The following is a 20,969-nucleotide window of genomic DNA, read 5'->3' as shown; positions in this document are numbered from 1 at the left end:
GGACGAGATAGATCATCAAGAGCAAGCTTGGCTTGGCTCGTGTCGGATCGCCACCGTTGACGAGGTCACCAATCAGGTAGCTTCTGAGCCCCATTCGATTGGAATATCCATCGTACGGGACGACGCTATACCGGAGCCGTGGCGTGAGCGCTTCTTATGCGCAAGCTACGGTTCAACCCGTGTAGATGAAGGCGTCTACCTGCATGACTGGCTGAAGTTCATTGCGAAGTGGAAACAGGAAATGACCCACCTTGAGCGCCACAGAGCGGCCCGTGATCGAAAGGGCAACCACACCAAATCAGTCCTTTGAGTCTGTTGATGGCAGGGGATGGATTGCTGATTTTGCACCTAGCTCAATGAGGTCTTTCGCATGGTCATGGGCCACGCGATCAAGAGTGTCCTGGTTCAGGAATTCAGGTCGAACCCGACCCTGCTTGCGTTCATATGCCTCTGTGGCTGCATGCTGATCGTCATTGTGGGTCATCATCTAACCTCCTTTCCATCCGGGTGACATGCTTTGCTGCAGCGGTTGCAGGAAACGCTCACAACCCTGGCTTCTTCTCCTGTTTATCGGATGGTTCGGGCACGTCCAGCAACACTAACGGCTTGCCGTTTTTGGTGATGATAAAAGTGTGTCCCTTGGCAACTAGCGTTACCAGGCGCCTGAGGCGTCTACGAGCCTGGCTCATGGGAATAATGGTCAGCATTCATCACACTCCTGCATGACGGCCCCGGCACCTTCCCAGCAAGCGGAGCGCGCAGGCGTGCAGGATGGAAGCCCGGCAGGGCCGAGACCCGCGCGGCGGGGCTCGGTTCACGACAGCCATCCGCCAGAGGCGGCACGCCACAAAGCCGAGAGGCTAGGTTTAAAGGGTATTCAGATCCTGCTAACAGGGGTGTTGCTCATCATTAGGCATCTTTCGCAAAGACCTTGCTCCAATCTCGAGCTACCAGATCAGCACATACCCTTGGCGCTCCGCCGAAGCATCGGTTAGACACCCGATACATATCTGCCTCAGTCTGATACCTAATTGCATCTCCTAGTTCGTCAATAAGCACCCCATTTGCGCCAAGCAGAAGCGCATGGCCAGCTACGACATCGTGAGCGGAAACGGGGTACAGCGATACACCGCACACCCCATCCCCTGCTGCGACCCTGGCCAACCGGTAGGCGATCGATGGCATCGGGTAAAAATCACCGGGAGCACAGAGCTCTTGGTTGATCTGCGGTTTGTTGCCGGCAGCTGAGCTCACCATCACAAGGCTCGATTCAGACAGTTGCTGTTTGGAAAGGTCGACGTGAACAGGTGATCCATTCCTCAGCAAATGATCCATACCAGCGGCCCAAGCGATGCAATCCGAGGCATCCCCAGGAGTGACTGGAGCATGCACCACGCCCAGCGCCGGCAAATTATCATGGAGCAGTCCAACGGACACTGCCGAGCCCTTGAGCCCCTTCAGAAAGTCACTGGTGCCGTCATTAGGATCTACGACCCAGCAGAATGGATTGCCTGTGAGTACGTGCCCGGTTTCCTCGCCCCAGAAATCGCACGGAAGGATGTGCAAGAGCTCAGCCCGCAGAGCCTCCTCAATTTCGATGTCTACATCCGCTTTGTCCCCGAAACCTCTACGGCCATCTGGTCGGACATACTCCTCAGCAAGTAGCACACCTGCTCGCTCGACCGCAGCGATGACTAAAGGAAGGATTTGCTTCATGTCCAGATTTGCCACGTAGACTCCGATGAGAGGATGGGGAGCGTCAGGTAGGTAGCGCTATCGTAGCATCCACCAAAAGCCCGGGCCAAAGCGGTCACAGGCAGCCGTCCGCCTCGATGGCATCTGGCTTGAAGGGCTACATCTCCATAGAATCGGTACAGCCTTCACAACAGAGATCAGTCATGACTTCGCTCTCCGCAAAAAGGATTCTTGTGCTTGTGGGCGCCGGCGCCTCCGTTGATTTTGGAATCCCACAGACAACGGGCTTCACAAAACAACTAGAGGCTCACCTGCAGGCGGATGCGTATTGCGTGAGATCCGGCGGCTGGGACGCCTACCAGTTTGTAAAGGCGGAGCTAGTGAAGTATTACCGCTCAAAGGATGAGGCCCACTTCGAGCGTATCTATCATGCGCTCCACGAACTAGCCGCAATGAAGGTATTAGCCGGAGCGGTGCCGAAATACAAGCCAGTCATGCTGCCATTCATGCAGCCAAACCACGGACTGGAAATTGATGCTCTCAAAGCTGCGGCCAGCTCAATGCTTGAGGCGATCTACAGCATCGCATCGGCTTCCTCGGCAGCACCTAAGCAAAGCCTCGCTCCGCTTAGCGAATTCGTGAGGAGGCTCGAGTCTATCGCGACCACGCGGATCTATACGACCAATTATGATGACTTTTTCTCTCAGGCGTCCCCTCACCTGTTCACCGGATTCACTAAGAAAAGAGGAGAGTTCAGCCTGTTTAGCCCCGAGGACTATTGGTCTTGCTGGGAGCAATCAGGGCTTTTCCATCTCCATGGATCGGTTCACCTCGGATTCCCGTCGTGGCTGAGCGGTGACCCAAGTATCGACATCGGGGAGCTAGGCTGGTTTGAGTCCGGAGACGAGGCTTTCAAGCACTCGACCTTCAGCGGTTCTGGTAGGCCGCGTCCTGACGGCACCGAATTGGAGAGGAGCGCGATAGTCACCGGCTTGGACAAGCTCGGGCGTCTACAGCAAACGCCTTATCTGTACTACTACAGTGGCCTGGCTCGCGATATTGTCGAAGCCGACCTCATATTTGTGCTGGGAAGTGGGCTGGGTGACTATCACCTCAACACGTATATGCGCCAAGCACGTAAGTCTGAAGAGCCTACTCCGCTCATTTACGTGAGCTATTGGGATAAGGGTTGGAAGGGGCTTTTTAAAGCACTAGAGTGTATCGAAACTGATCAGTCGGAAGCCATGACCCAAGAACTGAGGCTTGGGCGGATTTCGAACTTGAAATTCAATGCTTATCCAGGTTGGACGACGAATAGCGATGCGAAGGCTGCCATCTATACAAACGGCTTTTACAGCTTTTTGAAAGACCCTGACTCGCTTGACCGTGTGCTTCAAGACATCGGAGCCTGAGGCGAGATCGTCGATGTTTCGACCAAGGTGAAGGTTGCGGGCATCGTATCCCTCATTGACTGGACAGCCTGTCCAACCTGGACGGTTATCAGTCATTAGCTGGGGGCTCATCGCGTGACTACCGGTGCCCTCTCTCAATCATTGGATGGTCTAGTGCGATCTGCTTTGCAGCATGCATGGGAGAGGGCAGGCGAAGATAGCCATCCCAAAGCGGAGCTTGTTTACACCAGATACCGGTTTGGAGGGAGATATCATTAGGTGAGGAAAAATTACCTGGTTTGATGATGACCAGTTCGGTAACGCCCAGTTGCTGCCACGGGTCTCTTAGCCTGGCGGGTGGAAGGTCGTAGCGAGTTTGCTTCCTCTGCGAGCCGACGCTGTTGTAGGTCTTCGAGTAGGACGTGAAGTAGTACAAGCCAGGTTGCTGCTCTGCTTGATAGACCCCCATCTTGCTGCCGATGTATTTGGGCAGGCTCGGTGATTCAGAATGATTGCCGGTCATCAAGGCTGTTTCATCGTCTGCTCGAACCCGGATTAACCATGCCCCTTTGGGTACAGGTGGTAGTGCCCCGATGCCGACCTGATCCAGTCCAGCGTAGAGGTGCTTGGCGCTGTCACTGATGAAGACGATCAATGGCGTATCAGCGACTGCTGTCGGTGCTAGAAGAGCCCGGGAGATGATCTTCTTAGCCTCATCCGCAGGCAGAAGATCTGATTGAGCATGAATTGCACAAAGGCCTTCTTTGTACTCATACCAACACGTGCGAAAGATCGTCGCATCGTGGCTTGCTCCCCTCACCAACCTGTCGTCCAGAGCGGCAGGCCAGAAAACCTCATGACGCTGCGTTCCTACCCCGGTACGGGTGATCACTGGTAAGAAAAGATCACCACCTCTGTGCGTGTGCGCAAGATAAATCGAGACGACGGCAGTATGCTCTGGGGTTTGCCGCGTTCTCTGCAGAGGCTTCGGCACATAGACGCCAGCTGCCATATTTCTTGAATATGAGATGACGGCCAGTCGCAGGACTCGCCAGATCGTATTATTACCTCGCTGATAGCCTTTGTGGTAACGAACGGCTTGCGCTTTGATCCCATTTCAATTGCCTCCTTCGCCATCAGTGTAGTAGGCATTCATTGCCTCTTTGAGAGACTTATGCCAAAGCAGTGCTTCCGCATTAACTGCTGCTTTGAACAGATCAGCAACACGGCAATAGTCCTGTGCAGGGCTCACCGTCTCATCATTCACGAAGTGATCGACTGCTGCCACCGTCCATCTATGGCTTTTCAGGTCTTGGAGGCAAATGTAACGAATGGCAGATCCATCGCCGGCGCGGCGCCATGTGACTACTTGGAAGAAATCAAACTGGCTGCATAACTCTTCATGTATCGCGACGCCCCTGCGCTCCTGTGAATTTTCTCTTCGGTGAGATGGATCCACTAGGTGTCGTAGAGATTCGCGGCTTTCTAAAATTTGCCCCCGCAACTCCTCGGGGTCAATGGACATTCCTCCGCGATCAGTCGCGGATAGAGTTTTGAGTTGATTCACTGCGCGAATGAAGTCTTGTTCGCTCTTGCGCACATGCTCTGGCCTGCGATCTCTATACAGCCAGTCGAATAATGCTAAAAGCCATTTAGGAATTGGGGTTTTCAAGGGGCCAGGCCTCGGATTGGCTGGCGAATAGTCTGCACGTGACGTTGGGATGCCGCGCGGCTCATATATTTAAGTTAATTTTGGGTGCGCGAAGATTTCAGGTACTTCTCAGGAATTTCAAGGCTATGGCTCATGAGTTTTCGGATCACACTCTCGGTGAGGAAGCCAGCAGACGAGGCGGCTTTTACGATCTCTACTCTCGAGGCGTGTCGAGTCGCTGCGCTTGAATTGCCACTAACCTTCGGCGAAGTGGATTCTGGAGTTGCCTTCTTTGCAGTTGTCATTAGCCGTACCCTCGCTCAGAGGGTTGCCATTAAAGTGGCAGGGCGCTCGTTCGTCAAGTGCGTTCTTCAATTTTTTTACGAGCGGACTGGCTGTTAAAAGTATGTTTAAAACATACTTTGATTGCCATTATTCAAAGGAGTGAGAATGGATGTGTGTTGTCAATTTTATAATAATTAGGATGCCGATCAAAACGGCACTCACAATGCCGGAGAATGGATCTGAATAGGATCTACGTTGAGGGCTGGCATGGATATGCTGCAGGTCTGGCTTCGCAGCATCAGCATTCGGCGACAGACGTGAATTGACGACTGAGCCTACAGAGGTGCCAAGGATTGCCTCTCGAAGGGGCAGGGTGGCCCATCGTGTGCCACGACATGACTGAGGCACCAAAGCGCTACATGGATACTCAAGTCCAGTTCCAGGCCAGACGTTATTGGCTATCGAAACGGCTCAGGCTGTCGGATTACAACCGGGGTGGTGATGAGCCTGTTCTCGTTGAAATTCAGGCTTTTTGGGGTTTGGAAAAGGTGCATCTGACAAGGTGCAACGAGTTGCATCTTATCGAAGAGCATCTGTATCTGAGGCTCATGTCGTCACAGGGCACGAATCTCGGGGGTTGACACTTTTTGGCGATTCCTTCATCATGATCACCAAGGAAAGGGTAGTAGGGTTAACCTGATATAACCGTTCGAATCTCTACGCTTCCGCCATATTCAAAGCCCTGATTATTCAGGGCTTTTTGCGTTTTTGGGGCATAGGAAACCATCCGTGGGACCATCCGTGGGTATCGTTTGTTTCGGCGCTTCCGATACTTCTTGCTTGGTCGGTTTCGCCAAGGCTCCAACTTACCTGGCTTCATCCCATTCTTACAGGCACGAAAAAGCCCGCCGAGGCGGGCTCCTCGCTTGCTACTGAGCGCTAGCCGCAGCCTCTCAAGCCAAATTGCATTACTGACAACTGCGCGGAAATCGGATCCGTAGGCTGGAAAGCTTGAGGTCTGCACTGTATCTGTGGAAGCGGCATCAGCCGCGAACACCGGCGCAGCCGGAGCCATACACGGCTTTGCATTCTTCGCGGGCATGCCCGCTCCCGCAGGTTTTTATTGCAGGGTCACTGGCTTCATGGCATCCGGTAATTGACGAATAGCTGCCTCTATCCGCTCGATCGGTGCCGCGAGTTCGTCCGCCTCCTTGTCCTTGCCCTCCCTTCTCAGGCGGTCACGCTCAAGGCGCAGGTTAAGCAAATTCTTCTGTAGTTTCAGGGCCGAGGTATTGAACGGATCCATGCTTTTCTCATGCTGTAGGCTTCCGTGCCGCTGTAGGAAAACTGGACCGTAGCAGTTCGAATTTGCTGGAGAAACTGATGTTTCATACAGGCAAATCCCACTACATAGATTCTTCCTACATTGCGCGGCAAAAGATCCTACAGTCAGCGTTTCAAATCATGTCTTTCAAACCCTCCTGAGCCCGCATGGTAGGTGGCGATGATAGGTGTTTGGCAATGCAGGCCCTCAAGGCGGATTGATCCAGAGGCTGCAGTGCTTTTCGAAACCTTATGTAGCAATTGCCGCCCCGCGCGCTACAGGTGGTCCGCATCCATCACCGCCTAGGTGAATGTCTGAGGCGCTTCCTGCGGCAAGTTGTTAAGCGGGTCGAAGTCATCCGCCGCTGTAGCGGCTGGCTGGGGCTGCTGTGCTGCAGCCGTGGTGATGTCCGCCGTCAGCAGGCCAGGTGGCAGCAGGGTACAGGCGAGCAGTGTACGGCTGAAACGGTGTGGCAGGGTGGTGGTCGAGTGGCGGGTAGACATCGGGCATCTGCGCCCATCCGCTTCGCCAAGAGCAGGTGCAGATGGTGCGCCCGCTCAATGGCTGGGTCTGGTGTCGCCGCCATGGCAATGACGAGTTGGCTGGCTGCCTGCGCAGAAGCTTCAGCGGTTGACCTGAAGCGAGTCACCGATCAGAACCTGCTCCGTGCGCAGGATGCGCGCGTAATCCAGAGCCAGGTTGCTCAACGACAGCGCATGTACATCCTCCGCCGGCCAAAGCCGGCCTTGCAGGTCGTGCTGGTCAAAGGTGAAGCAGGCATCTTCCACCACCACCACATCGAAACCGAGATTGCCCGCCGAGCGTGCGGTGGATTCCACGGAGTTGTTGGTTATTACCCCGGCGATGACCAGTGCGTTGATGCTGCGCGCATGCAGCCAGCGCTCCAGGCCGGAGTTGGCGAAGGCATCGGGCACATGTTTGTCGAACACGGTTTCGCTGGCCAGTGGGGTAAATGCGGGCTGGAATTCGCAACCGGACTGGCCCGGCCAGAACACCGAGTCTACCGAGCGGGACAGGTGGCGCACATGGATCACCGGGCGTCCTGACCGACGCCACGCAGCCAGCAGATCGCCTATACGCAGTTCGGCCTCAGGGTTGTTGCGCCGGCCCAGGCGCGGGTGGTGGATACCAATCTGAAGGTCGATCAACAACAGGGCAGCGTTGGTGGCGAAAGCGGTCATGAAGGGATGGCACTCCTGGCAGGTTCGAGCGCTTGACCCTAGCACAGCGTGGATGACTGCAAAAATTGCTGTCACGCGTAAGGGCCAGATGCGCCGCTCTTGTGGGAGAGGGCCCAGCCCTTTGGGCTGCGCTGTCGCGTAGATAACTGAAATTGCAAGCAATCCGCGTACCGGTGGGAGCGGCTTTAGCCGCGAAGAATCCAACGCGGTGCATGGCACCGGCTGCGCCGGTGTTCGCGGCTGAAGCCGCTGCCACAGGGCCCCTGCTAATTCAATGAGTTATGTGCAGTTCTACGGGAGCGGCGCCTTGTGTCGCGAAAGGGGCGCGCAGCGGCCCCAGGTTTTCGATGCATCCCTCAAGATTGCCGGGGCCGCCCTGCGGCCCTTTCGCGAAGCAAGGCCGCTCACACAAAAGAACCGGGTGCCTCACATCTGATCCGCTTTTTTTCCATAAAGCTGAATCTGTAACGGTATCAGCCCAAGCCCGACAATATGCCCATTCCCGCATCACACTTGTAGAGGTTCCAATGGGCAAGCTCGCGCTATTCCTGGGTGGTTTTCTGCTGCTGACCATTCTGATCGGTATCCTTGGCACCATTCCGCCAAGCTGACGTTCACCACACCTATCCCTCGCGGCCTGCCTGTCCTTCGGGCGGGCCCATTCCTCTTCATTGTTGGCCGATTCACCCTACCGATTTGTACGATAAGTCATTCTTTGCACTGGGAAAACTGTCCACAAAAAACGTGGGTAGGTCTGTGGATAAAGTTCTGCAAGCCAAGCCCGCGGCGGGCTCTGTTAAATTGAGCAGAAATTGAACAGCCGTTTCAGGGCGTTGTTTCAGTAGGCTAGGCCGGTGCGGCGCAGGGCTGCCAGCAGGTCGCGTACCCGCGCCGGCAGCTCGCCGGCGGGGTACACGGCATGCATCTGCGGGTCCTGGCCGTTGCTGGAGGTCAGGCGGTACTGCGGGCATACCCGCACCAACCGCCCGGCCTTGACCTGTGCTTCGCCGACCCAGGCGGCCAGGCGGGCGATACCGGCGCCGGCCAAGGTGCTGTGGTACACCGCGTCACCTGAGTCCAGGCGCAGCCTGGGCCTGGGGCGCAGGCTGGTGATCTGGCCGTCGCGGCAGAAGTGCCAGGCCTTTAGGATGCGCGGGGCGGTGTGCAGGATCAGCGCGTGGCCTTCGAGGTCCTCGGGTTGTTGTGGCGTGCCGGCCAGGGCCAGGTATTCAGGGCTTGCATACAGGTGGCGCTGGTAATCCCAAAGTGGGTAGCCGATCAGCTCGCTCGACTGTGGGAAGGCACCGCGCACCACGAAATCGAACTTGCCTTGCAGCGGGTCCAGGGCCCCGTCGCTGTACTGCACGTCCAGGGTTACCTGGGGGTGGCAGCGGGAAAACTCGGCAAGCACTTGGGGCAGTACATGTTCACCCAGTACCTGCGGCACGGCGAAGCGGATCCAGCCTTGTGCACTGCCGCTGAGCGCGGCCAGTTCGTCGGCGGCATCACGTTGCACATCCCGCAAGCGTTCGGCGTGTGGCAGCAGGCGCTCGCCGGCTTCGGTCAGGGTCACGGCATTGGCGTTGCGGTTGAGCAGTTTGCTCCCGGCGTTGTCTTCCAGGGTTTGCACTGCGCGGGTAACCGCGCTGGGTGAGCGCCCCAGGGAGCGGGCCGCGGCGACGAAGCTGCGCTTATGCGCCACGCTGACGAACGCCTGAATTTCCCGCAGCATGTCCAACGCCATTGCCTGCTCCTCGTTGCAGTTTTCGCAATATGGCATTTCAACACAAGCGCGGCACTTTGATTAGCCTTGAAAGCGTCTTCACTGCCTGGAACCGCGTCATGATGGATATCGCTGTGCTTTCCGTGTTTGCCTTCGCCGCTGGCCTGATCGACGCCGCCGTGGGTGGCGGTGGGCTGATCCAGATCCCGGCCTTGTTCAATGTGCTGCCCACCGCGCAACCGGCGGCACTGCTCGGTAGCAACAAGCTGGCGTCGGTGTGTGGCACGGCCTTCGCTGCGCGTTCGTTCATCCGCAGGGTGACGCTGGACTGGGGGTTGATCGTGCCGGCAGCGCTCAGTGCCTTCGTCATGTCGTTCGCCGGTGCCGCCACGGTGTCGCTGGTGCCGCCCAGCGTGATGCGCCCGGCGGTGCTGGTGCTGATCGTGCTGATGGCCATCTACACCTTCTGCAAGAAGGACTTCGGCACGCTGCACAAACCCACAAGGATCGGCCGCAAGGAGCAGTACCTGGCGGTACTGATCGGTGGTGCGATCGGCTTTTACGATGGCCTGTTCGGGCCGGGTACCGGCAGCTTCCTGATCTTCCTGTTCATCCGCTTCTTCGCTTTGGACTTTCTGCACGCCTCGGCATCGGCCAAGGTGGTGAACATCGCCACCAACCTGGCGGCTCTGGTGTTCTTCGTGCCATCAGGCAATGTGCTGTACGCCATCGCCTTGCCCATGGCGGTGTGCAACATCCTCGGCGCGCTGACCGGTACCTGGCTGGCGGTGCGCAAGGGCGCGGGCTTTGTGCGTGGGTTGTTCCTGGTGCTCTTGTGCGTGCTGATCGCCAAGTTGACGTGGGACCTGCTGGGTGGCTAGCTCACATCGCCTGGCGTTGTGGCTCGGCCTGTTCGACGCGATTGCGGCCATGGGCCTTGGCCCGGTACAGCGCCTGGTCGGCGCGTGCCAGCAGTTCATCGAGGGTGGGGACCGGCATGTCGGCGGCACAACCGGCCAGGCCGATACTGACGGTAACCTGCAGGGACTGGCCGGCCTGCATCACATGCAGCTCCTGCACCGCACGGCGCAGGCGCTCGGCAGTGAACTTGGCCCGATCTGGCGCCAGGCCCGGTAGGACCACGACAAATTCCTCGCCGCCCAGGCGAGCGAACAGTTCACCATCGTGCAACTGGTCCTGCAGGGTGCTGGCGAACTGGCGCAGCACCTGGTCACCGACCGCATGGCCATGGACATCATTGATCGACTTGAAGTGGTCGATGTCCAGCATCATCAGGGTCAGCGGCAGCGCTTGGGCGTGTTGCTGGCGGCTTTCCAGCAGCGCGTTGGCGCGGCGGGTGAAGGCGCTGCGGGTGAGCACACCGGTGAGGTGGTCGATGCTGGCCTGATGCGCCAGGCGGGCCATCAGGCTGCGGTTGGCCTGGCTGACGCAGGCCACCACCAGCGGCCCGAGCACCAGCATGGCGATGCCCAGGCGCGCCGACATCAGTGTGGTCACTCCGGGCTCGCTTTGCGGCACGCTGAAATGCATGAGGTTTTGCGCCACCGCCACGATCAGCGTGCTGCCAGCGGTGAGTGTCAGCAGAGAAACCAGGAACGGTGAGTAAGTCCAGGCACACCACAGCAGCGCGGCAATCGGGAAGGCAATGGCCCCGGGACCGCCGAAGGCAATGCTGAACGCCAGCGAGGCCAGCAGCACCAGCAACGGCGCCAGGCGGATGGCCTGGGCGCCACCGCGCACCAGCGCTCTTGCCGAAGGGGTCGTCAGCAGCACTGGCAGCACCAGCACGCTGGTCGAGAACTGTTCACTGAACCAGGCCAGCCAGGTGGCGCGCAACGACTGTTCGAACCACGGCGCGGCCACTGCCGCCGCCATGCTGGCAGCCACTATTGCCCCGGCGGCACTGGCGCCGAACACGCTGAGGACGCCGTGGGGAGAACGCATCCGTCGGTGCAGGCGCGGCAAGCGCGAGAGCATCAGCCAGAGGGTGACCACCACGCCCAGGTTGCACAGGTTGAACCACAGGGCAGGCACCCAGGCGCTGCCGCACAGCAGGTCGGCGCCGACCATGGCCAGCCAGACCAGGGTAAAGCCCGTCAGCGTGGCTTGGCGGGGGTAGCGCAGTAGCACCCCAGCCAGGACCGCATTGACCGGCCAGAACAGCGACAGGGATTCGATCGGGCGGGCCAGGATGCCGCCCAGGGTCAGGGCGAAGGTCAGGCCGAGTAGAACGACGTAGTGCAACAAGCGCGATTGGGCTGGAAAAACCATGGGCTCGACCGGCAAGGCGGAAACGAAATCCAGGACAACGGCTTGAAGCACCTGGGGCAATTGCGCATAAGTGTGTTTCGTCAGGGGACTTGATGTCAATCTGCCGCGATCGGTCGAGATAATGCCAAATCGCCTTCATTCGTAGCCAAACCCTACAGCCCGAAGAACCACGGCACCATCAACACGGTCACCAGCATCACCAATACTGTGAACGGCACGCCAACTTTGACGAAGTCGGCGAAGCGGTATTGCCCCGGGCCAAGTACCAGGGTGTTCACCGGCGATGACACCGGCGTCATGAAGGCCGCCGAGGCAGCCAGCGCCACGGTCATGGCAAACGGGTAGGGCGACATGCCCAGCTGCGTGGCGGTGCTGACAGCCACGGGTGCCATCAGTACCGCAGTGGCCGTGTTGGAGATGAACAGGCCGATCACCGCCGTGACCGCGAACAGGCAGGCAAGGATGGCACTGGGGCCGGCACCGCCCAGCACGCTGACCAGGCCGCCCACTGCCAGGTCGATGCCGCCGGTTTTCTGCAGTGCCTGGGCAAAGGGCAGCATACCGACGATCAGCACCAGGCTTTGCCAGTGGATGGCCCGGTAGGCGCTGTTCATGTCGATGCAGCGGCCTGCGCCCATCAGCAGGCAGCCGATCAGCGCGGCAATGACATTGGGGACCGCGCCGCTGACCATCAGCCCGACCATCACCGCCAGGCTCAGCAACGCCTGTGGTGCGCGGGTGCGGGCGGGCGCGACCAGGTCGATTTCTGCGGGCAGGCTCAGTACCAGGAAGTCCTTGGGCTTGCTTTGCAACTGGCGCACGGCTTTCCACGGGCCGACTACCAGCAGGGTGTCGCCCAGGCGCAGCTTTTCTTCCACCAGCTGTTCTTCGATCGCCACCTGCTCGCGGCGCAAGCCGAAAACGTTGAGGTCGAAGCGCGTGCGGAAGGCCAGTTCGAGGACGCTCTTGCCGAGCAGTTTCGAACCCGGTGGCAGCAATACCTCGGCCATGCCCAGCTCCTGGGACTGGTCGATGAAGTAGGCCGCCTTGAAGTGCAGCGGCTCCAGCTGCATGGTCTGGCACAGGCTGCGCAGGTCGTCGCGGTTGGCGAACAGGTCGAGCAGCAGCACATCGCCCTGGTGCAGCACGGTGCTGGAGTCGGCGGCGATCACCCGCGTGGTGAACTTGTGCTGGCGCTCGATACCGATCACGTTGGCGCCATGCCGGGTGCGCAGCTCCAGCTCGCCCAGGGTATGACCGATCAGCGGCGAGTGGGGGCGGATGCGCAGGCGCCGTTCACGGCCATTGAGCTTGTAGTCCAGCACCAGGTCCAGCAGGGTGCGGCGGCTTTCCACGCGGCCGTCCTTGCGCACTTCGCCATTCAGCCAGTGCCGGGTCAGCAGCATGTAGCCGATGCCCAGCACCAGCACCACCAGGCCGAACGGGGTGAAGCTGAAGAAGCTGAAGCCCGCTTCGCCATGGCGTACCAGCTCGCTGTGTACCACCACGTTGGGCGGTGTGGCCACCAGGCTGAGCATGCCGCTGATCAGGCCGGCGAAAGCCAGCGGCATCATCAGGCGGGCGGGCGAAAGCTGCAGGCGTGCAGCGATGCTCAGCACCACCGGAATGAAAATGGCCACCACGCCGGTGGAGCTCATCATCGAACCCAGCCCCGCCACGGCTACCATCAGCAACACCAGCAGGCGCGCCTCGCTGTTGCCGGCCCGCTCGCTCATCCATTCGCCGATACGGTAGGCAATGCCGGTGCGCACCAGGCCTTCACCGATCACGAACAAGGCGGCGATCAACACCACGTTGGGGTCACTGAAACCGGCCAGCGCCTGCTCCACGGTGAGGATGCCCGACAGCGGCAGGGCGAGGATCACCAGTAGCGCGACCACGTCCATGCGTGGGCGGTTGATGACGAACAGGGTGATGACGATGGCCAGCAGGCCAAGCACCCATAGCAGCTCTTGGTTCATGGGGAGGCGGTGTTCCTTCACACGGGGGCACGATAGACAGTAGCAGCCAGTGTGCCGGATTGTGCTGAAGGGGGTATTGATGTACTGCAGGGTTTGCAAAACAAAAGGGGCCGCATTGCGGCCCCTTTGTCACTGGAATCAGTGACGGTGACGGTGGTGCTTGCCGTTGTTGTCGCCCAGGTGGTTGCCGATGGCACCACCGGCCGCACCACCCAGGCCGGCACCCACGGTGGAGCCGGTCTTGCCGCCCACCGCGCCGCCCAGCAGCGAACCGCCCGCCGAGCCCAGGCCACCGCCAATGGCGGCTTCGGTACGGTTGCCCTTGCGTGCACCTACCGCACTGCCGGCTGCGCCGCCGAGGCCGGCGCCGATGGCCGCCCCCGTTTTGCCGCCGATCTGTTGACCGACAACGTTACCCAGAACACCACCCAGGCCACCGCCAATGGCGGCGGTACCGTCACCGGCGAAAGCGCCCTGGCACAGCAGCAGGCCGAGGGCAAGGGAAGGCAGAGTCAGACGCATGATACGAACCTCAAAGGAATCATCAGGTTAAGGTGCCGCGCAATGGGCGGCGGGCCAGGGTTGAAAAAGACGTTTCAGCGGTAGTAGCGGTCACCACGATATCGACGATAGTCGTCATCATCGTCGTCGCGGTCATGCCGATGGTGGTGGCGATGGTCACGGTCACGGTCACGCCAGCCATCGTCGTCGTCATGGTAGCGATGGCTATGGCACCCGGCAGTCAGCAGGACAACAGCAATCAGCGAAAGGCTTGCAAGACGGGTCATCACGATATAGGTCCTTGATCCGCAAAGGTTTACGGCACACCTCCTGAGACTGGAAAGGATCCATTTGGTTTCGCTGGCAGGCAAAAAATTGTCGTGCCAGCGAGAGCGGCGGGAGTGAAGAGTGTTGAATCAGCGGGCTGACTGGATCGCCAGCACCACACCGTTGGTGATCTGCACCAGCACGTAGCGCCCACCCATGTTTACCCAGTGGCTTTCCTTTTCCGGTGCTGGCAGGCCCTTGGCTTTCCAGTCCTTGATAGCCTGGTCATCGCGTTTGTACTGGTCGGGTGCCTTGTCGCCGACCTTGAGCTCGCGGTTGTGGGTTTCTGGTGCGGTGACGCTTTCTTCGCTGGAGGGGGCTGCGGTGGCAGCCAGGGGCAGGCTGGCAAGGACGGCGAACAGCAGGTGGTGCAGTTTCATGGTTATCTCCTTGTGAAGGAATGCCTTATCTGCGACAGCCACCTGAGCGCGACAATTCACTCGCGATGCTTGCCAGTGCTAGAGTCGCCTTCTTTTTTATCCTGAGGATGGAACATGCGTGCGATTCTGCCGATGGCCGCGGCGTTGATGCTGGTCGGTTGTGCTTCTGCGACCATGGAAACGGCCCGCGGCGGCAAGCCGACCGCGCAACTCGACTCGCACAAGGCGCCGGAACTGGTGGCCCAGTGCATCCAGTTCAGCTGGCAGGAAGAGAAGGTATTCGGCGACGACGCCAGTGGTTATCTGGAACCACGCAAGCAAGGTGGCTTCACCGTGTATACCCGTGAGGCCGAGGCGTTCGTGGACGTGTACCCGCAGGCGGGCGGGGCGCGGGTGGATTACTACGCGCAGAAGAACGACGGTGTGGCCCTGCAGCGCCGGGCGGCGGCGGCGACCTGCCTGTAACGGCTGGCGACTGCACATGGCTGGCTGACTTGGCAGGGGCTCTGTGTGGTCTGGTGGGAGCGGGCGCGCCCGCGAACACCGGCGTAGCCGGTGCCAGCCACCGCGTTGTTTCTTCGCGGGCACGCCCGCTCCCACAGTGACCGCACCAGCTTTACAATTTTTAGCAAGGCTGTCCTGTCGCAGGGAGCTTGGTGGGGGCTAGCATGAGCCCCCACGAATCAAGGAAGACACCATGGACCGCTCACTGCAACTCAACCGCGCCAGCTGGGATGAACGTGCCCCGCTGCACGCTGCTTCCAACGACTACGAAGTCGAACGGCTCGTCCAGCATCCCGAACACCTTTCCGAAACCGTACGCTTCGACCTGCCATTGCTTGGCAATATCGACGGGCTCAACGCCGTGCACCTGCAGTGCCACATCGGTACCGATACCCTCTCGCTGGCGCGCCTTGGTGCCAAGGTCTGTGGCCTGGACTATTCCGTGGCTTCGCTGGCCGAAGCGCGTGCGTTGGCCCAGCGCTGTGCGGCACCCATCGCGTATGTCGAGTCTGACGTCTACGCCGCCGACAAGGTGTTGCCGGCCGGCACGTTCGACCTGGTCTACACCGGCATCGGCGCGCTCTGCTGGCTGCCTCGCATCGAGCCGTGGGCGCGTACTGTCGCGGCCCTGCTGAAGCCGGGTGGGCGGTTGTTCCTGCGCGACGGGCACCCGATGCTGATGGCAGTCAACGAAGACCACCAGGACCGCCTGCAACTCGAATACCCGTACTTCGAACACGAAGAGCCGACGGTGTGGCACAACGACCAAACCTACGTCGAAACCGAGCAGCGCCTTTCCCACACCGAAACCCACGAGTGGAACCACGGCTTGGGCGAGGTGATCAGCGCCTTGCTGGCCCACGGCCTGCAACTGACCGCCCTGGTCGAGCACCAGAGCATCCCCTGGGAGGCGCTGCCGGGGCAGATGGTCAAGGGCGACGACGGTGAATATCGCCTGCGCGAGCAGCCCGCACGCCTGCCCCTGAGCTACACCCTGGTTGCAGTAAAAGCCTGATCAGGACAGGTAGCCACCGTCGACATTGAGTGCGGTACCGGTGGTGTAGCTGGAGGCATCGCTGGCCAGGTACAACACTGCGCCGGCCATTTCCTTGGGGTCGGCCACGCGCTTGAGCGGGATCTGCTGCAGCGCGGCATTGAGGATGGCGTCGTTCCTCACCAGTGCCGAGGCGAACTTGGTGTCGGTCAGGCCCGGTAGCAGGGCGTTGCAGCGGATCCCGAACTGCGCGCACTCCTTGGCGAAGACCTTGGTCATGTTGATGACTGCCGCCTTGGTCACCGAATAGATGCCCTGGAACAGGCCGGGTGAAACCCCGTTGATAGACGCCACGTTGATGATGCTGCCGCCACCATGCTCGCGCATCAGCTTGCCGGCCTCGACCGACATGAAGAAGTAGCCACGGATGTTCACGTCCACGGTCTTCTGGAAAGCCCCTGGGTCGGTATCCAGTACGTTGCAGAACTGCGGGTTGGTAGCGGCGTTGTTGACCAGGATGTCCAGCCGCCCGAATTGTTCGCGGATGCCGGCAAACACCTGCTGGATCTGCTCCAGTTCACCGATGTGGCAGGCCACCGCCGTGGCCTTGCCACCGGCGGCGATGATGGCGTCAGCCACCTGCTGGCAACCGTCGAGCTTGCGGCTGGACACGATCACATGGGCACCTTGCTGGGCCAACAGGTGGGCGATGGCCTCGCCGATGCCACGGCTGGCGCCGGAAACGAAGGCAATCTTGCCGTCGAGGTCGAACAGGTGGGTCTTGGACATGCTGTTTTCCTTGTTATCCGTCGTCGAGGTCGGGGCTCAGAGGCTGGACTTGGCGATGACCTGCAAGGTCATCTGCTCCAGCAAGCGGTTCATGTGGATGAACTGGGCAAAGCGCTTGTCCTGGGTCTGGCCGTGGTAATAGCGGTAGTAAATCTGCTGGACAATGCCGGCCAGGCGGAACAGGCCATAGCAATAGTAGTAATCGAAGTTGTCCAGGCGGATGCCGGCGCGCTCGGCGTAGTAATCGACGAACTGGCGGCGGGTGAGCATGCCCGGCGCGTTGCTCGGCTGGCGACGCATCAGCTGCACTGGGGCCGGGTCGTCGGCCTCGATCCAGTAGGCCAGGCTGTTGCCCAGGTCCATCAGCGGGTCGCCCAGGGTGGCCATTTCCCAGTCCAGCACACCGATGATGCGCATGGGGTTGTCGGCATCGAGGATCACGTTGTCGAAACGGTAGTCGTTGTGCACGATGCCGGGTCGCGGGTGGTCGGCGGGCATTTTCTCGTGCAGCCAGGCAGTCACCTGTTCCCAGCGAGGGGCGTCGGGCGTCAGGGCCTTTTCATAGCGGCTGGTCCAGCCCTCGATCTGGCGCTGTACATAGCCCTCCGGTTTGCCCAGGTCGGCCAGGCCGCAGGCGTTGTAGTCCACCTGGTGCAGTTCCACCAGGCGGTCGATGAAGCTCTTGCACAGGGCCTCGGTGCGGTTGGCGTCGAGGCCCAGCTCGGCCGGGATGTCCGAGCGCAGGATAACGCCCTTGACCCGCTCCATCACATAGAACTCTCCGCCGATCAGGCTGCTGTCGGTGCAGTGCACATAGGCCTTGGGGCAGTAGGGGAAGCCGCTGTTCAGCTGGTTGAGAATGCGAAACTCGCGGCCCATGTCGTGGGCCGACTTGGCCTTCTGCCCGAACGGTGGACGGCGCAGCACGAAGTCGCGGCCCGGGTAGCTGACCAGGTAGGTAAGGTTGGAGGCGCCGCCAGGGAACTGGCTGATGCTCGGCAGGCCATCCAGGCCGGGGATGTTTGCCTTGAGGTAAGGGTCGATGACAGCCGCGTCGAGTTCTTCGCCGGGGCGTACCTGGGTGGACTGGTCGGTGAGCGTCATGCGTTTTCCTTATTCTCGATCGCAAGGACTATTGGTTAATCTAATGGTCTGCCTAGGATGGAACAAGCGTGCCAGATGCCATATAGGTGAGGGTGTTGCTGTCTGATCAACTGCCTTGATGAAGCGACAGGGCCCGAACAGGCGGGCAAAAAAAAACCGAAGCCGGTCAGGCTTCGGTTTTTCGATCATCCGCTATTTCCAGCCCTCAGGACGGGAACAGCTCGCTGAGCTTCATCGACAGCATCATGTCGCCTTCAACGCGCAGCTTGCCGCCCATGAATGCCTGCATGCCGTCGGTTTCGCCGCTGACGATACCCTTCAGGGTTTCGCTATCCATCACCAGGGTGCAGTTGGCATCCGGGTTTTCGCCTTCCTGCAGGTCGCAGGTGCCGTCCTTGACGATCAGCGCGTAGTGCTTGTCTTCGTCGGTGATGTTGAAGCCGAACACCAGGTCCAGGCCGGCGGCAGCGGATGGGTTGAACTTCTCTTGCATCTTTTTAACGGCATCAGCTACGGAGGTCATGGCGCATTCCTTATAGAGTGATTTACACGTCCCCGCAGGGACACAACAAGCCGGGCTCATCGATAGGTGACAAGCTCCGGCGCCCTCAACAGCTGCACATGGGCCTGGCTGTTGAAGGAAGCCAGTGCCACGTCGCGGCCGCGGAACTTCAGCTGGCTGAGCGACGTGTTGATGATCTGCCAGTTCAGCGCGAACGCCTGTCCGGGGGTAATACGGGTAACCAGGTGGAGCAGGGCGGCAATGGTACCGCCCGAGGTGAAGATGGCGATATTGTCGCCGCTACCGGCGGCATCCAGTACGCGCTGCAGGCCGCCTTGCACGCGGGCGGTGAACGCCTGCCAGGTCTCCAGGCCATCGTCGGCATGTTCGCCATCGTGCCAGCGCTGCACCATCAGTGCGAACAGGCGCTGAAACTCGCTGCGGTGCTGCGCGCCATTGCGCAGGATGTGCAGGGCGTCGGGCTCCTGAGGCAGCAGCCCGGGCAACAAGGCGCGGATCACACCATCGGCATCGAACTCATTGAATGCTGTATCGGTCTCAACAGCCGGCACCGGGCAGCCATTGGCGTGCAATGCATCCAGGGCTAGGCGCGCGGTATCCTGCTGGCGGCGCAGGTCGCCTGCCACGCAGCGGTCCAGCCTTACACCGAGCTGGGCCAGGTGCTCACCCAGGGCCTGGCTCTGGCGCACGCCCACGGGCGAGAGGACATCGTAGTCATCGGCGCCGAAGGAGGCTTGGCCATGTCGGATCAGGTAGAGGTTGCCCACGAAAGGTTCCGGCCTGTTGGAGGTTGCTGCGAGGTTAGGATGCGGCACACGGGCTGTCAACGAAAAAACATACAAGCGTTTGAAAAGGTTGTTTGAAAGGTGTTGCCAGCGTTTGCCACGGCTGGCAGCACCTCAGGCGCAACGGTATGCTTGCTACAGTTACGCGCCGTAGTGGCGCAAGTCTTTAAGGAGTCAACGTGGAGTTTCTTGCTGAATACGCAAGCTTTCTCGCCAAAACCGCCACCCTGGTCATCGCCATCCTGATAGTGCTGTCGGCCATCGCCGGGCTGCGCGGCAAGGGGCGGCGCAAATCGGGTGGGCAATTGCAGGTCACCCGCCTGAACGAGTTCTACAAGGACCTGCGCGAGCGCCTGGAATCCGGCCTGCTCGACAAGGCCCAGCTCAAGGCCTTGCGCAAGCAGCAGGCCAAGGCGGAAAAGCGGCAGAAAAAAAGCAAGGCCGAGGAAAAGGGCCGGGTCTTCGTGCTGGATTTCGATGGCGACATCAAAGCTTCTGCCACCGAAAGCCTGCGCAACGAAATCACCGCGCTGCTCACCCTCGCCACCCCGCGCGACGAGGTGGTGCTACGCCTTGAAAGCGGTGGTGGCCTGGTGCACAGCTATGGCCTGGCCGCATCGCAGCTAGCGCGCATTCGCCAGGCCGGCATCCCGTTGACCGTGTGCATCGACAAGGTAGCCGCCAGTGGCGGGTACATGATGGCCTGCATTGGCGAGAAGATCGTCAGCGCACCGTTCGCCGTATTGGGTTCCATTGGCGTGGTGGCGCAGCTGCCCAACGTCAACCGCCTGCTGAAGAAGCACGATATCGATTTCGAAGTGCTGACCGCCGGTGAATACAAGCGCACCCTGACCGTGTTCGGCGAGAATACCGAGAAAGGCCGGGAGAAGTTCCAGGAAGACCTGGACATCACCCACCAGTTGTTCAAGGACTTCGTTGCCCGCTATCGCCCGCAGCTGCACATCGACGAAGTGGCCACCGGCGAAGTCTGGTTGGGCGTCGCGGCACTCAACCGCAAGCTGGTGGACGAGCTGCAGACCAGCGACGAGTACCTCAGCGAACGCGCGCGCAACGCCAACCTGTTCCACCTGCATTACGCCGAACGCAAGAGCCTGCAGGAGCGAATCGGCATGGCTGCCAGTGGCACCGTGGAGAACACAGTGGTGGGCTTGTGGAGTAAACTCGGCCGTCTGCGCTAACACCTTGAACCCGTTGAAATTTTTTTTCGTTCAGGGGGTTGCAAGGTTAAAGGAATGAAGACATAATGGCGCCCATCGAAACGCAGCAAACTTTGAAAAAGGTTCAGCGTTTCAAGGAGATAGCGAAGCGCAAGCTGCTAAATCCGACCTTTGAGGCCGAGTAGCAAAGTGGTTATGCTCCGGATTGCAAATCCGTCTACGCCGGTTCGATTCCGACCTCGGCCTCCACCATTCGAAAGCCCCGCAGATTAACGTCTGCGGGGTTTTTCTTTATGGGTTTGAAAAGGCCAAGAGTTCCGAAACTTTTAGGGTGGAGTT

The 20,969-nt window shown here is 59.9% G+C and carries 23 protein-coding genes and 1 tRNA gene; 6 read left to right on the top strand and 18 right to left on the bottom strand.

Annotation, left to right across the window (positions count from 1 at the left end):
* Positions 1-298: 298 nt before the first annotated feature.
* The 3 genes from NY023_RS17540 to NY023_RS17530 form a co-directional block, all read right to left on the bottom strand.
* A complete protein-coding gene (locus NY023_RS17540) occupies positions 299-487 on the bottom strand; it encodes a hypothetical protein (RefSeq protein WP_085982919.1) in 189 nt (62 codons plus the stop codon).
* Between the two features lie 55 nt (positions 488-542).
* Positions 543-707 (bottom strand): type II toxin-antitoxin system prevent-host-death family antitoxin, encoded by a 165-nt coding sequence (locus NY023_RS17535; protein WP_148265658.1) that lies wholly within the window; start codon positions 705-707, stop codon positions 543-545.
* Between the two features lie 202 nt (positions 708-909).
* A complete protein-coding gene (locus NY023_RS17530; RefSeq protein WP_410479886.1) occupies positions 910-1,716 on the bottom strand; it encodes an inositol monophosphatase family protein in 807 nt (268 codons plus the stop codon).
* Positions 1,717-1,898: 182 nt separating this feature from the next.
* On the opposite strand from NY023_RS17530, the gene NY023_RS17525 reads away from it, so the two are divergent.
* A complete protein-coding gene (locus NY023_RS17525; protein WP_044047093.1) occupies positions 1,899-3,107 on the top strand; it encodes an SIR2 family protein in 1,209 nt (402 codons plus the stop codon).
* A gap of 118 nt (positions 3,108-3,225) precedes the next feature.
* On the opposite strand, the gene NY023_RS17520 is transcribed toward NY023_RS17525, so the two are convergent.
* The 6 genes from NY023_RS17520 to NY023_RS17495 form a co-directional block, all read right to left on the bottom strand.
* Positions 3,226-3,978, bottom strand: coding sequence for an RNaseH domain-containing protein (locus tag NY023_RS17520; RefSeq protein WP_158308193.1), 753 nt, complete (start codon positions 3,976-3,978; stop codon positions 3,226-3,228).
* 225 nt (positions 3,979-4,203) lie between these two features.
* Positions 4,204-4,758 carry a hypothetical protein gene (locus NY023_RS17515; protein ID WP_193384120.1) on the bottom strand — a complete coding sequence of 185 codons (555 nt, stop codon included), beginning with the start codon at positions 4,756-4,758 and terminating at the stop codon, positions 4,204-4,206.
* A gap of 1,384 nt (positions 4,759-6,142) precedes the next feature.
* Positions 6,143-6,328 (bottom strand): hypothetical protein, encoded by a 186-nt coding sequence (locus tag NY023_RS17510; RefSeq protein WP_013973222.1) that lies wholly within the window; start codon positions 6,326-6,328, stop codon positions 6,143-6,145.
* A 320-nt stretch (positions 6,329-6,648) separates the two neighbouring features.
* Entirely contained in the window at positions 6,649-6,849 is a 201-nt protein-coding gene (locus NY023_RS17505) for a hypothetical protein (RefSeq protein WP_013973221.1), read from the bottom strand.
* A 120-nt stretch (positions 6,850-6,969) separates the two neighbouring features.
* The gene (locus tag NY023_RS17500; RefSeq protein WP_013973220.1) at positions 6,970-7,548 is read right to left on the bottom strand and encodes a cysteine hydrolase family protein; all 579 of its coding nucleotides are present in this window, start codon (positions 7,546-7,548) and stop codon (positions 6,970-6,972) included.
* Positions 7,549-8,386: 838 nt separating this feature from the next.
* Positions 8,387-9,292, bottom strand: a complete 906-nt coding sequence (locus NY023_RS17495; RefSeq protein WP_013973219.1) for a LysR family transcriptional regulator — start codon at positions 9,290-9,292, stop codon at positions 8,387-8,389.
* A gap of 98 nt (positions 9,293-9,390) precedes the next feature.
* On the opposite strand from NY023_RS17495, the gene NY023_RS17490 reads away from it, so the two are divergent.
* Positions 9,391-10,152, top strand: a complete 762-nt coding sequence (locus tag NY023_RS17490; RefSeq protein WP_024087382.1) for a sulfite exporter TauE/SafE family protein — start codon at positions 9,391-9,393, stop codon at positions 10,150-10,152.
* Position 10,153: 1 nt separating this feature from the next.
* Here the strand turns inward: NY023_RS17490 and NY023_RS17485 are convergent, their stop codons facing one another.
* The 5 genes from NY023_RS17485 to NY023_RS17465 form a co-directional block, all read right to left on the bottom strand.
* Positions 10,154-11,578 carry a GGDEF domain-containing protein gene (locus NY023_RS17485; RefSeq protein ID WP_044039792.1) on the bottom strand — a complete coding sequence of 475 codons (1,425 nt, stop codon included), beginning with the start codon at positions 11,576-11,578 and terminating at the stop codon, positions 10,154-10,156.
* Between the two features lie 137 nt (positions 11,579-11,715).
* Positions 11,716-13,545, bottom strand: coding sequence for an SLC13 family permease (locus NY023_RS17480; protein ID WP_013973216.1), 1,830 nt, complete (start codon positions 13,543-13,545; stop codon positions 11,716-11,718).
* A 138-nt stretch (positions 13,546-13,683) separates the two neighbouring features.
* Entirely contained in the window at positions 13,684-14,067 is a 384-nt protein-coding gene (locus tag NY023_RS17475) for a glycine zipper domain-containing protein (RefSeq protein WP_013973215.1), read from the bottom strand.
* A gap of 74 nt (positions 14,068-14,141) precedes the next feature.
* A complete protein-coding gene (locus NY023_RS17470; protein ID WP_003257401.1) occupies positions 14,142-14,333 on the bottom strand; it encodes a hypothetical protein in 192 nt (63 codons plus the stop codon).
* Between the two features lie 129 nt (positions 14,334-14,462).
* Complete coding sequence (locus NY023_RS17465; protein WP_013973214.1) at positions 14,463-14,753, bottom strand: RcnB family protein; 291 nt, start codon at positions 14,751-14,753, stop codon at positions 14,463-14,465.
* Positions 14,754-14,867: 114 nt separating this feature from the next.
* Here NY023_RS17465 and NY023_RS17460 point away from each other — a divergent pair, with 114 nt between their 5' ends.
* Together NY023_RS17460 and NY023_RS17455 are read left to right on the top strand one after the other, a co-directional pair.
* Positions 14,868-15,218 (top strand): hypothetical protein, encoded by a 351-nt coding sequence (locus tag NY023_RS17460; protein WP_016498900.1) that lies wholly within the window; start codon positions 14,868-14,870, stop codon positions 15,216-15,218.
* Positions 15,219-15,450: 232 nt separating this feature from the next.
* Positions 15,451-16,272 (top strand): class I SAM-dependent methyltransferase, encoded by an 822-nt coding sequence (locus tag NY023_RS17455; protein ID WP_013973212.1) that lies wholly within the window; start codon positions 15,451-15,453, stop codon positions 16,270-16,272.
* Here NY023_RS17455 and NY023_RS17450 read toward each other — a convergent pair whose 3' ends face one another.
* The 4 genes from NY023_RS17450 to NY023_RS17435 all read right to left on the bottom strand — a co-directional run bounded on the left by NY023_RS17450 (position 16,273) and on the right by NY023_RS17435 (position 19,434).
* Positions 16,273-17,040 (bottom strand): SDR family oxidoreductase, encoded by a 768-nt coding sequence (locus NY023_RS17450; RefSeq protein ID WP_316927857.1) that lies wholly within the window; start codon positions 17,038-17,040, stop codon positions 16,273-16,275.
* Positions 17,041-17,076: 36 nt separating this feature from the next.
* The gene (locus NY023_RS17445) at positions 17,077-18,144 is read right to left on the bottom strand and encodes a phosphotransferase family protein (RefSeq protein WP_013973210.1); all 1,068 of its coding nucleotides are present in this window, start codon (positions 18,142-18,144) and stop codon (positions 17,077-17,079) included.
* A gap of 205 nt (positions 18,145-18,349) precedes the next feature.
* Positions 18,350-18,667, bottom strand: coding sequence for an SCP2 sterol-binding domain-containing protein (locus NY023_RS17440; RefSeq protein WP_003257405.1), 318 nt, complete (start codon positions 18,665-18,667; stop codon positions 18,350-18,352).
* Positions 18,668-18,723: 56 nt separating this feature from the next.
* Positions 18,724-19,434 (bottom strand): histidine phosphatase family protein, encoded by a 711-nt coding sequence (locus tag NY023_RS17435; protein ID WP_013973208.1) that lies wholly within the window; start codon positions 19,432-19,434, stop codon positions 18,724-18,726.
* A gap of 197 nt (positions 19,435-19,631) precedes the next feature.
* Here NY023_RS17435 and sohB point away from each other — a divergent pair, with 197 nt between their 5' ends.
* Both sohB and NY023_RS17425 read left to right on the top strand, forming a co-directional pair.
* On the top strand, positions 19,632-20,651 hold the full coding sequence (gene sohB, locus NY023_RS17430; protein WP_013973207.1) for a protease SohB: 1,020 nt from the start codon (positions 19,632-19,634) through the stop codon (positions 20,649-20,651).
* Between the two features lie 154 nt (positions 20,652-20,805).
* A tRNA-Cys gene (locus NY023_RS17425) sits at positions 20,806-20,879 on the top strand.
* The last annotated feature ends 90 nt before the right edge of the window (positions 20,880-20,969 follow it).

Origin of the sequence: Pseudomonas sp. NBB (genome assembly GCF_032701105.1) — a bacterium.
Classification (GTDB): Bacteria; Pseudomonadota; Gammaproteobacteria; order Pseudomonadales; family Pseudomonadaceae; genus Aquipseudomonas; species Aquipseudomonas asiatica.
This window is presented reverse-complemented; position numbering and strand designations above follow the sequence as displayed.